This window comes from Bradyrhizobium sp. USDA 4516 (genome assembly GCF_054055915.1).
Window position 1 is genome coordinate 3,463,798 of the sequence record NZ_JBSRXT010000001.1, and the last position, 11,323, is coordinate 3,475,120.

12 protein-coding genes are annotated in these 11,323 nt (G+C 65.7%); 7 read left to right on the forward strand and 5 right to left on the reverse strand.

The features are described from left to right. Positions 1–70 precede the first annotated feature (70 nt). Together ACVI1L_RS15895 and ACVI1L_RS15900 are read left to right on the forward strand one after the other, a co-directional pair. The gene (locus tag ACVI1L_RS15895) at positions 71–751 is read left to right on the forward strand and encodes an alpha/beta hydrolase family protein (protein ID WP_456783256.1); all 681 of its coding nucleotides are present in this window, start codon (positions 71–73) and stop codon (positions 749–751) included. A gap of 158 nt (positions 752–909) precedes the next feature. Continuing rightward, entirely contained in the window at positions 910–1,644 is a 735-nt protein-coding gene (locus ACVI1L_RS15900; RefSeq protein WP_253638032.1) for an aspartate/glutamate racemase family protein, read from the forward strand. Between the two features lie 96 nt (positions 1,645–1,740). On the opposite strand, the gene ACVI1L_RS15905 is transcribed toward ACVI1L_RS15900, so the two are convergent. Both ACVI1L_RS15905 and ACVI1L_RS15910 read right to left on the reverse strand, forming a co-directional pair. Continuing rightward, positions 1,741–2,520, reverse strand: coding sequence for an SDR family oxidoreductase (locus tag ACVI1L_RS15905; RefSeq protein WP_168859383.1), 780 nt, complete (start codon positions 2,518–2,520; stop codon positions 1,741–1,743). A gap of 40 nt (positions 2,521–2,560) precedes the next feature. Then, positions 2,561–3,535: a ketopantoate reductase family protein gene (locus ACVI1L_RS15910; RefSeq protein ID WP_253588214.1), complete on the reverse strand. Its 975-nt coding sequence runs from the start codon at positions 3,533–3,535 to the stop codon at positions 2,561–2,563. Between the two features lie 179 nt (positions 3,536–3,714). Between ACVI1L_RS15910 and ACVI1L_RS15915 the strand changes: the two genes are divergently transcribed. Next, a complete protein-coding gene (locus ACVI1L_RS15915) occupies positions 3,715–4,512 on the forward strand; it encodes an enoyl-CoA hydratase-related protein (protein WP_057020146.1) in 798 nt (265 codons plus the stop codon). Positions 4,513–4,514: 2 nt separating this feature from the next. Here the strand turns inward: ACVI1L_RS15915 and ACVI1L_RS15920 are convergent, their stop codons facing one another. Further along, on the reverse strand, positions 4,515–4,778 hold the full coding sequence (locus ACVI1L_RS15920) for a type VI secretion protein (RefSeq protein ID WP_233475876.1): 264 nt from the start codon (positions 4,776–4,778) through the stop codon (positions 4,515–4,517). Between the two features lie 62 nt (positions 4,779–4,840). Next, on the reverse strand, positions 4,841–5,725 hold the full coding sequence (locus ACVI1L_RS15925; protein WP_456783257.1) for a LysR family transcriptional regulator: 885 nt from the start codon (positions 5,723–5,725) through the stop codon (positions 4,841–4,843). A 114-nt stretch (positions 5,726–5,839) separates the two neighbouring features. Here ACVI1L_RS15925 and ACVI1L_RS15930 point away from each other — a divergent pair, with 114 nt between their 5' ends. From ACVI1L_RS15930 to ACVI1L_RS15945, 4 genes are all read left to right on the forward strand, one after another. Beyond that, entirely contained in the window at positions 5,840–7,201 is a 1,362-nt protein-coding gene (locus ACVI1L_RS15930) for an FAD-dependent oxidoreductase (protein WP_456783258.1), read from the forward strand. Positions 7,202–7,315: 114 nt separating this feature from the next. Beyond that, complete coding sequence (locus ACVI1L_RS15935; protein WP_076832761.1) at positions 7,316–8,320, forward strand: ABC transporter substrate-binding protein; 1,005 nt, start codon at positions 7,316–7,318, stop codon at positions 8,318–8,320. A gap of 158 nt (positions 8,321–8,478) precedes the next feature. Further along, positions 8,479–9,252: an ABC transporter ATP-binding protein gene (locus tag ACVI1L_RS15940; protein ID WP_076832758.1), complete on the forward strand. Its 774-nt coding sequence runs from the start codon at positions 8,479–8,481 to the stop codon at positions 9,250–9,252. After that, complete coding sequence (locus ACVI1L_RS15945) at positions 9,245–10,072, forward strand: ABC transporter permease (RefSeq protein ID WP_076832755.1); 828 nt, start codon at positions 9,245–9,247, stop codon at positions 10,070–10,072. Before ACVI1L_RS15940 ends, ACVI1L_RS15945 begins: the two co-directional genes overlap by 8 nt. A gap of 185 nt (positions 10,073–10,257) precedes the next feature. On the opposite strand, the gene gtdA is transcribed toward ACVI1L_RS15945, so the two are convergent. Next, positions 10,258–11,298 carry a gentisate 1,2-dioxygenase gene (gene gtdA, locus ACVI1L_RS15950; protein WP_076832754.1) on the reverse strand — a complete coding sequence of 347 codons (1,041 nt, stop codon included), beginning with the start codon at positions 11,296–11,298 and terminating at the stop codon, positions 10,258–10,260. Positions 11,299–11,323: the final 25 nt, after the last annotated feature.

Sequence of the window (11,323 nt, forward strand, 5' to 3'; positions counted from 1 at the left end):
GCGGCGGCATTTGCGCGCATCGAGGCCTGCGGCTAGAAACAACGGCGCAACAATTCTTCGAGATGTCATCTTGAACACGTCAGGCGTGCAGCCGCTCACGATCACGGTCTCGGACGACAGCACGGTGTCCGCGCTGCTGCTGCGGCCGGCGCAGGCCCGTAGCGCCTATGTGTTTGCCCATGGCGCCGGCGCCGGCATGACGCATCCCTCGATGGTCGCGATTGCGGAGGGCCTGGCGGAGCGCGGCATCGCGACATTGCGCTATCAGTTTCCCTACATGGAGAAGGGCAGCAAGCGGCCCGATCCGCCCGCCGTCGCGCAGGCAACGGTGCGTGCCGCCGTGGCGGAAGCTGCGCGTCATTGCGGCGAACTGCCGCTGTTCGCCGGCGGCAAGTCGTTCGGCGGACGCATGACCTCGCAGGCACAGGCCAAGGCGCCGCTCGCCGGCGTGCGCGGGCTGCTGTTTCTCGGCTTTCCGCTGCATCCCGCCGGCAAGCCGTCGAGCGAGCGGGCCAGGCATCTCGCCGAGGTCAAGGTCCCGATGCTGTTCCTGCAGGGCACCCGCGACGCGCTGGCCGAGCTCGACCTGCTCGAGCCCGTGGTGAAGGGGTTGGGTCATCGCGCGACGCTGCATCCGGTGCAGGAGGCCGACCACTCCTTCCATGTCCTCAAGCGCTCCGGCCGCAACGACCGCGAGGTGATGGCCGAGGTGCTCGATGCCTTCGCGGGCTGGGTGGCGAAGCATGCATAGGTGTGTAGCCCGGATGAGCGAGGCGACATCCGGGGTCTGCATGCCGCGGGCGAGATCGGTCCCGGATATCGCGGAGCCTGTCATCGGGCGCGCGTTCGCGCGACCCGTTGGCTCATCCGGGCTACGCTTGGCCGCGAAAGGGATGTTATTCTCCACCCATGACAAAGATCCTGATCGTCAATCCCAACACCACCGTGTCGATGACCGCAACCATCGCGACCGCCGCGCGGGCGGTGGCCGCACCGGGCACCGAGATCGTCGCCGTCACGTCTGCGATGGGACCGGCCTCGATCGAAGGCTTCTATGACGAGGCCTTCGCCGTTCCCGGGCTGATCGAGGCGTTGCTGAAGACGCCCGATGCCGACGCCGGCATCATCGCCTGCTTCGACGATACCGGGCTCGATGCCGCGCGGTCGGCGGCCCGCTATCCGGTGGTCGGCATCTGCGAGGCGGCGCTGGTCACCGCCGGGCAGATCGCCAAGCGCATCGGCATCGTCACCACGCTGCCGCGCTCGATCGTCCCGCTGGAGGAACTGGTCCGCCGCTACGGCTTTGCCGACCGCGCGGTGGTTACTGCCTGCGACGTCGCGGTGCTCGATCTCGAGAAGCCGGGCTCGGGCGCGAGGCCGAAGCTGGAGGCCGAGATCGCCCGCGCGCTGGACAAGGGCGCGGACGCCATCGTGCTCGGCTGCGCCGGCATGGCTGATCTTGCCCATGAGCTGTCGGTGAAATTCGGCGTGCCCGTGGTCGACGGCGTGGCCGCCGCGGTGAAGCAGGCGGAAGCGCTTGCCGGCCTCAAGCTGACGACGTCGCGCCGCGGTGCCTATGCCTCACCTGGGGCGAAGAGATACACGGGTTTGCTCGAAGGATTCGCGCCGGCTCCAGAAGACTAAGCTTCGTCATTGCGAGCGAAGCGAAGCAATCCATGGCGCCGCATGCCGAGAATGGATTGCTTCGTCGCTGTCGCTCCTCGCAGACGGATGAAGTTTTTATGACGCCACCCCGCCATAGATCCGGTCGCGCAGGCGGCGCATGCCGGACAGCCAGCGCTCGCGATTGGTGGCCTTGCGCTGCATGTATTCCTGCACCTGCGGATGCGACAGAATCAGGAAACGTTCTTCCGCCATCGCCTCGATCACCATGCGCGCAACCTCGCCCGGCTGCAGCACGCCGTCGACGCGCGCGGCACTCGGACCCGGCGTCGTCATGCCCGTCTGCACCGATTGCGGACAGAGCACGGAGACGCGGATGCCGCGATCGCCATACTGGATGGCGAGATGCTCGGCGAGCGCGACCGCGGCATTCTTGGTCACGCCGTAAGGCATCGAGTTCAGCGAGGCTAATAGCCCCGCGGCGGATGCGGTGTTGATGAGATAGCCGGAGCCGCGCGCGAGCATGCCGGGCACCAGCGCGCGCGCCGCGTACACGTGGCTCATCACATGCACGCGCCAACTCACGTCCCAATCGGCATCGGACGCGGTCTCTTGTCCCTTGCGCGAGAGCCCGGCATTGGAGAAGAACACGTCGACCGGACCATATTTGTCCTCGGCGGCGGCGATCAACACCTTGATGTCCTCCTCGAGCCCGACATCGGCGGTAACGGCAAGACCGTCGATATCGCCGGCGACGCTCGCGAGCCGATCGCGCGAGGTCTTGAGATCGGCGACCACGACGCCGCGAGCACCGGCGTCCGCATAGGCCCGCGCCACCGACTCGCCGATCCCGCTCGCGCCGCCGGTGACGACGCAGACCTTGTCCTTGACTTGCATGGTTCGATGTCCCTGCTTGTTATCGTGGTGGGTCGGATTGTCAGCCCTGATACAGGCCCTTGTCACGCGCCTTCTGGATCGCGAGCGCGGCCATCAGGTCGAGCATCGGGGTCGAAATGGCGGCCGCGCGGGCGAATGCCGCCGGTGCGCGCACCAGCGCGTCGATCTCCATGGCGCGCCCGAGTTCGTAGTCCTGCAGGATCGACGGCTTGTGGTCCGGCGCCGGCCCTGAGCGGGTGACACGCTTGACCTCGGGAATATAGTGTGTCGCCACCGCATTGGCCTCGTCGAGCAGGCGCGGGATCACGTCCTGCATGTCAGGATCGTCGCGGACGCCGCGCGCAGTCAGCCCGGTCAACAGGCAGAGCACCGACATCGACATGTTGGTCAACAGCTTCGACCAGATCGTCTCGCGGATCTGCTTGACCTCGGGCGATTCGATCGCGGCGTCGTTGAGCGCCGCGCGCAGGCGGGCGATGCGCTCGCTCTGCCGATCGTCGCATTCACCGATCAAGAGGCGGTTGCGGTCCGGCGACAGGTTCGCGACGACACCCGGCGCGACCACCTCGTTGGAGGAAAAGATCACGCCGCCAATGATCCGCTGCTTCGGGACGGCGCTGCGCAAATGCCCGCCGGGATCGAGGAAGCCGAGATCGGGGATCGCGGGATGCTGTGGCGGCAGGCCGAGATCGTACCACCAGGGAATGCCGTTCTGCGCGAACACGATTGATGTGTCGCGCTGAAGCAGCGGCGGGAGCCCGGCTGCGAGCGCGCCGATGCCGGTCGCCTTCAGTGTGCTGATGACGATGTCTTGCGGTCCCAAATCGGCAGGATCGGCTGAGGCCTTCACCTTCGCGGTGATGCTGGTGTCGCCGACCTTCAGCGTCAGTCCGTTGGTCCTGACCGCGTCGAGATGCGGCCCGCGCATCACGCAGGCCACATCATGGCCGGCACGTGCGAGCCGGATCGCGAAGTGGCTGCCGACGGCGCCCGCGCCGAAAATGCAAATACGCATGAGTGGAACAATTCTCCGCAACGTGCCCGGTCAGTTTCCACAAGCGCGGGGCATCGCGCAACCCGTCATGCGCGTGGCGCGGTCGCGCGCGCTCGAAAGTGATGGATCAAGGCATCCGCTCTCGCCATAGTGCAAGGCCAGTACAAGATAACGGCAATGCCGAACGAGGGAGCAACGTCATGTCGGCCAGCCCAGTCCTGTGGAGCCTCGATGCGCGGGGTGTCGCGACCGTCACGCTGAATCGTCCCGAGGTCAACAATGCCTATGACGGCGCGCTGATCGCAGGCGTGCTGGCCGCGATCGACGATCTCTCGACCAGGCCGGTGCGCGTCGTCGTACTGAAGGGCAACGGCAAGCATTTCCAGGCCGGCGCCGACCTGAAATGGATCAACGGCGTGCGGCCGAAATCGTTCGAGGAGAACGAGGCGGCGTCGCGCGCCACCTTCGAGGCGGTGCAGCGTCTCAACACGCTGCCGGTCCCGACCGTCGCGCTGGTGCAGGGCGGCTGCTTCGGCGGCGGCACCGGCGTGATCTCGGCCTGCGATATCGTGATCGCGGCCGACAATGCGCTGTTCTCGATCACCGAGGTGCGCTGGGGCCTGACCGCGGCGATCATCATCCCGCAGCTCTGCGACGCGATCGGCGTCCGCCAGGTGCGCCGCTATGCGCTGACCGGCGAACGGTTCGGCGCCGAGGATGCCCGCCGCATCGGCCTCGTCCATGAGGTGGTGCCACTGGCCGATCTCGACAGCGCCGGCGCCAAGGTCGTCGAGCAGCTGCTCGGCAATGCCCCGGATGCGATGGCCGAGACCAAGAAGCTCGCGATGGAAAGCTCGTTCGGCGGCATGGCGGTGGACGATGCGGCCTACAAGCGCCTCGTCCAGCTGCATTCAGCCAAGCGGCAGACCGCGGAAGCTGCCGAGGGGCTTGCATCCTTCGCCGAGAAGCGCGCGGGCCGGTGGGGCGGCGGCGCGTAAGCTCAGCAGCCGCGGCAGATGCCGCGCATGCTGCGATAGACCTCTTCGTCGTCGCGGCGCATCTGCTGCAGCTGATCGAACGTCTTCGATTCGCTCGACCGCGTCACCGGCGGCTCGGGCTTGCGCTTCGCCGCAAGTTCCTGCTCTTGCCGATGGTAGCAGGCCTCGCGCTCCGCCTTGGCCTCAATGAAGCGGCAGGTCTCGATCGCGGCCGCGGGCCCAGCGACGATGATGAGACCAAACGACATTGAGATCAGGAGTTTCAAGCGGGCGATCCTTTCGCGTCCTTGTCTCAGCTCGGCATGCGACCGGCAAGGCCGGCGTCGCATCACAGCGGCTGCGACAGCGATTTTTTCAATGTCTTCAGCAGCGCCTGCACCGCGGCGGCATCGATGCGGCGCTCGGGAACGGCGGCCTTGACCCACAATTCGGGGATCGGAAAGTCGGTGAGTACCGGTTGCAACGCGCCGGCGCGCAGCGCGTCCGCGACCAGATAATGCGAGAGCAGCGCGATGCCGTTGCCGGCGATCGCGCTTTGCGTCAGCACGCGGCCTTCGTTCGAAGAGAGAATCGGGCGGACCTGGATATTGATGCGGCCGCGCGGTCCCTCGAACGGCCATTCCGGTCCGGTCGGCAGGAAGCTGAGGCAGCGATGATCGACCAGGTCGCGCGGATGTTTCGGCGTGCCGTGCTTCTTCAGATAGGCCGGCGAGGCGCACATGAGGCGCGGCAGCCGGCACAAGGGCTCGTCGACCACGCCGCCAAAGGAATGCGGGAAGGCGCCGATCGCGATATCAAAACCTTCGGTCACCGGATCGACCGGACGATCGATCATCACGATCTCGAGCTTCACGCTTGTGTTCTGCTTCTGGAAGATCGTGAAGGCATCGGCGAGCCGCGCCACCGTCAGCGAAGTCGGCGCCTTGACGCGCAGATGATCGGAGAGGTCGCGCTGCTTCTCGCCCATCCGCGACAAGAGATCGCCGACATCGGCAACCACGCCACGGGCGCGATGCACATATTGCTGCCCGGACTCGGTCAGCCGCAACTGGCGGGTCGAGCGGTGGAACAGCGCGGTGCCGATCCGCTCCTCGAGTTGGGTGACGCGTTTGGCGACGACGGATGTCGCGACGTTGAGCTTGCGCGCCGCGGCGGAAAAGCCGCCGGCATCGGCGGTGGCAAGGAAGGCTTCGAGATTGACCAGCGTATCCATCTGCCTTGCTCGTCTTTCTCGATTCGCGAAAGCTGATTACATAATTTGGTGGATTGTACTGCAATCTGCATCAATTCATAGTTGGCCCAATCAACTTTGTTCAGGGCGGAAATGATGCGAGCGAGCACGATCGAAGAACCTGCGCGGCAGGTCCCGGTCTATGGCGAATATGACGTGGTGGTGCTTGGCGGCGGACCGGCCGGCATCGCGGCAGCGGTCGGCGCGGCATGTGCCGGACGGCTGACGCTCCTGATCGAGCGTTACGGATTTCTCGGCGGCATGGGCACCGCGGCCGGCGTGACCAACTTCTGCGGACTGCACGCCAACATCTTCGGCGAGATGCACCGCGTGGTGCAGGGCATCGCCTCCGACCTCCTGGCGCGGATTGACCGGCTCGGCGGGCTGAACGCGCCACATCTGATCCTCGGCAAGATCCTTGCGCAGGCCTACGACACCGCGGCCTACAAGATCGCGGCCGACGATCTGCTCGCACATCACAAGGTCGACATTCTGTTCCACGCGCTCGGCGCCGGCGTCGTCATGGATGGTTCGCATATCCGTGCGCTGATGGTGGAAACCAAGGCCGGCCGTCAGGCCGTGCGCGCCAGCATCTTCATCGATTGCTCCGGTGACGGCGATCTCGCGGTGTGGGCCGGTGCGCCCCATGAAGTCGGCGATAATGCCGGCGGCATGCTCTACCCCTCGATGATGTTCCGCCTCAACGGCATCGATCCAGCGAAGGCCGGCGATGCCTGGCGCACCATCCCGGCGCTGATGGCTGAGGCCGAGGCCGCCGGCACCCACACATTCCCGCGCAAGTCGGCGATCGTGCGGCCGCAGAAATCGCAGATCGAATGGCGGGTGAATTTCACCCAGGTGACGCGAAGCGACGGCGGCGCCATTTCCGGTATCGATCCTGACGACATGACGCGCGGCGAGATCGAGGGCCGCCGCCAGGCGGTCGAAGCGTTCAGGTTCCTGCGCACGGTGCCCGGCTTCGAGAATTCCTACATCGTCGATCTGCCGCCGCAGCTCGGCATCCGCGAGACGCGGCGCGTGATCGGCGGCTACATGCTGTCAGGCGAGGACGTGCTGGGCTGCGCCTCGTTCGAGGATTCGATCGGCGTCAATGGTTGGCCGAAGGAATCCCATGTGCCGGGTGATGTGATCTTCGAGTTTCCGCCGATCCCGGAGAGCCGCGGCTATAACGAGTTGCCGTACCGCATGCTGGTACCGGAGGGCGTCGACAATCTCCTGGTCGCCGGCCGCTGCGCCTCGATGACCCATGAGGGGCAATCGGCGGCGCGCGTCTCCGGTGCCTGCTTTGTGATGGGCGAGGCGGCGGGAACCGCAGCCGCACTCGCGCTGTCGGGCAATACGATTCCGCGCGACATTTCCGTCGAAAAGTTGCAACAACAGCTCGGCACACAGGGCGCGTTCATCGGCCGCGATCAGGCCGTGCCCGAAGGAATCTAGAGCGTTTTCAAGCGAAGTGGATACCGGTTCGCGTGAAGAAAACGCGTCAAAACAGGAATCTGGAGCCCCGTTCCGATTTAATCGGGACGGAAGCGGCTCCAGGCGGAGGACGGAATGAAGGGTTGGGCGCGGCTCGCAGTCGCGGGCATGCTGGTGTGGGCCGCGAGCGGCATCGCGCGGGCCGACGATCTCCTGAAGGCGAAGATCGGCGTCTTGCGGCTGTCGTCCTCGGCGCCGGTGTTCATCGCGCAGGACAAGGGCTATCTCCGCGACGCCGGACTCGACGTCGAGCTCAAGTTCTTCGACGCGGCGCAGCCGATCGCGGTCGCGACCGCGTCGGGCGATGTCGATTTCGGCGTCACCGCCGTCACCGCGGGGCTCTACAATCTCGCCGGCAAGGGCACGCTGAAGGTGATCGGCGGCATGAGCCGCGAGAAGGCCGGCTATCCCCTGATCGGCTATTTCGCCAGCAACAACGCCTATGCCGCCGGCCTCAAGACGCCGAAGGATCTGGCGGGCAAGCGCGTCGCGGTGACCCAGGTCGGCTCCAGCTTCCATTATTCGCTCGGCCTGCTCGCCGACAAATACGGCTTCAAGCTGTCCGACGTGAAGGTAGTGCCGCTGCAGTCGCTGTCGAACGCGGCCGCGGCGCTGAAGGGTGAAACCGTCGACGCCGCGCTGCTGCCGGTCTCGACCGCGCGGACGCTGATGGATTCCAACGGCGCGAAATTGCTCGGCTGGGTCGGCGACGAGACGCCGTGGCAGCTGGGGGCGATCTTCGCGTCGCCGAAGGCGCTGACCAACGCACCGCTGGTGACCAGGCTGCTCACCGCGCTCACCCGTGCCGACCACGAATATCACGACGTGATCCTGACTGCGATCAAGGACGGCGTGGCGCCGATCAACGACAAGACCAGGCCGCTGCTCGAGATCATCGCCAAATACACCAACCTGCCGGTCGCGCAGGTGGTCGGCAATTGCGCTTATATCGATCCCGACGGCAAGCTCGACGTGAAGAACCTCGACAACCAGATCAAATGGCTGCAGGGGCAGGGTTTCGTGGACAAGGGTTTCGATGCCAATGCGATCATCGCCAAGGATTACGTGAAGGCGGATTGATGTTAGACCGCAGACACCACTCTATCCCCGTCATCCTGAGGAGCCGCGAAGCGGCGTCTCGAAGGATCGACGGCCCCGATAGTGACCGGCCGTCCATCCTTCGAGACGCGCGCAAGTGCGCGCTCCTCAGGATGACGGGTCAAAGAGTGAGCCGGTAGATGGACCTGATCGCCGACCATATCAGCCATCGCTTCGGCGCGCTCGACGTTCTCGACGATGTCTCCTTCACGGTCCGCGCGGGCGAGATTGTTGCGATCGTCGGTCCGTCCGGCTGCGGCAAGAGCACGCTGCTGTCGATCCTCGGCGGCCTGCTGCGGCCGAGCAAAGGTGCCGCCGAGCTGCGCGGCGCGGCGCCGGCTGATAGCCTCAATCCGCTGACCTTCGTGTTCCAGGATTTTGCGCTGCTGCCGTGGAGCACGGTCGAGGACAACGTCGCGTTTCCGTTGTTGCATACGGGTTTGAGCGCCGGCGAGCGCAGCGCCGTGATCGACGATGCGCTGCGCCGCACCGGGCTGTCGGATTTCCGCAGCGCCTATCCGAAGCAACTGTCCGGCGGCATGCGCCAGCGCGTCGGCATTGCGCGGGCACTCGCGGTTCGCCCCGCGATCCTGCTGATGGACGAGCCGCTGTCGGCGCTGGATTCGCAGACCCGCGAGCTCCTGATGGAGGATTTCGTGCGCCTGCTCGCCGACGGCGCGATGGGCGCGGTCTATGTCACGCATAATCTCGAGGAAGCGGTGCGGCTCGCCGACCGCGTCGTGGTGCTGTCGCGCCGCCCTGGCCGGATCCGGGAAATCGTGACCATCCCGATGACGCGCGCCGAGCGCGGCACGACGGATGCGCGCGGGCCGATGGCCGCGCTACAGGGTGAGCTGTGGTCGTTGATCCGGAAGGAGGCGATCGATGCCGAGCGCGAGGTCCAGCATGCTTGACCGCGCGCCGCAGGAAGCGAAAGACCAGTCGGCGGAGGCGACGCGCCCGGTCGCGTTTCGCGGCGCCGGCTTCACGTCTGGCGGCAGCCGCCATGCCGGCTGGATCGCGCTCGCGCTCGTGATCGCGGTCTGGCAACTCGCCGGCAGCGCAGGCTGGGTCAATCCGCTGTTCCTGCCGGCGCCGTCGGCGATCGCGTTCGCGATCTATAAGCTCGCGATGTCGGGTGCGCTGTGGCAGCACTTGTCGTGGTCGATCATGCGGATCGGTACCGGCTGGATCATCGGCACGGCCGCCGGCGTCGTGGTCGGCTTCGCGATCGGGCTGTCGACGATGGCGCGCGGCGTCGGCATCACCTTCATCTCGGCGCTGTTTCCGATTCCGAAGATCGCGCTGCTGCCGTTGCTCATTCTATGGCTTGGGATCGGCGAGGAGCCGAAGATCGCGACCATTGCGCTTGGCGTGTTCTTCTCGACCGCGATCTCGGTCTATAGCGGCGTCGATGCGGTGCCGCGCAATCTGATCCGGATGGCGCAAAGCTTCAACGTGCCGTTCCACGCCATTGTCCGCCGCGTGATCTGGCCGGGCGCGCTGCCCTCGATCCTCGCCGGCTTCCGCATCACCGCGTCAGTGGCACTGCTGCTCGTCGTCAGCGCCGAGATGATCGGCGCGCAATACGGCATCGGCGCCTTCGTGCTGCAGGCCGGCAATCTGATGCAGACCGATCAGCTGCTCGCCGGCGTCGTGATCCTGTCGCTGTTCGGGCTTGCGGTGGGGAAGCTGATCAATTTGCTCGAGACGCGGTTGCTGCACTGGCGGTAAGGGCGCGCTGCCGCCACACACAAAGTGTCGTCCCGGCGAAGGCCGGGACCCATAACCACAGGGCGTGGTTGTTAGAAAAAGGCTGGGGCTCCAACGCGTTCAACCAATCAAGATTGGTGGTTATGGGTCCCGGCTTTCGCCGGGACGACGTGAGGTGGGCGCTGCGTGCCTTGCGCAGACGATCGTTATGCGTTCCCCCTGTCCTCGCGGAACAGGTCGAGCTTCTGCTGCACCGGGCGGTCGGAGAACGAGAACAGCACGGAGTCGGCATCGGCCTCGTGGGTGACCCAGTGCCAGCTCGGTACCACGAACAAATCGCGCGGTCCCCACTCGAAGGTCTGGTCGCCGACCCTTGTGCGGCCCTTGCCCTCGATCGCGGCGAACACGGTCGCATCGGTTGCGCGATAGCGCGCGGTCTTGAAACCCTTTGGCAGCAGCTGGATGAAGGTGCCGATGGTCGGCATCGCGAAATCGCCGGTCTCGGGGTTGGAGAATTTCAGCTTCAGCCCGTGGCAGGCGTCCCACTCGTCGCTGACCTTGGCCTTCTCCAGCGCCTCGCGGGTGTATTCATAGGGATAGTTGAAGATCGGCGAGGTTTTCGAGGTTCGCTTCTGGTCGATCGGCAGCAGATTGTGTCCGTAGCGCGCGAAGCTGGCGCCGGCCGGCTTGGAGATCGACTGCTGATCTTCCTTGGCGCCTTCGGCAAACGAGCAGTCGAAGAACTGCACCATCGGGATGTCGAGCCCGTCGAGCCAGAACATCGGCTCGTTGGTTTCGTTGGAATGATCGTGCCAGGTCATCGACGGCGTGATGACGAAATCGCCCGGCGACATCGCGGTGCGCTCGCCGTCGACAGCGGTGAACGCGCCCTTGCCCTCGAGCACGAAGCGCAGCGCCGATTGGGCATGGCGATGGGCGGGGGCGATGTCGCCCGGCACCACCATCTGCACGCCGGCGAACAGCGAGGTCGTGATCTTGGACTGGCCGCGCAGGCCGGGATTTTCCAGCACCAGCACGCGGCGCTCGGCTTCCTTGGCCGTGATCAGCTTGCCGGCCTCGTTCATGTAGTCGCGGATCTGGTCGAACTTCCACAAGTGCGGACGGCAGGCGCTTTTCGGCTCCGGCGTGATCAGATCGTTCATCACGTTCCACAGCGCCGAGAGGTTCTGGCCGTCGATCTTCTTGTAGAATGCGTCGCGCTCCGGGGTCTTCTGCACGGCTTCCATGGCAAGCCTCCCATCATTCTTGTCG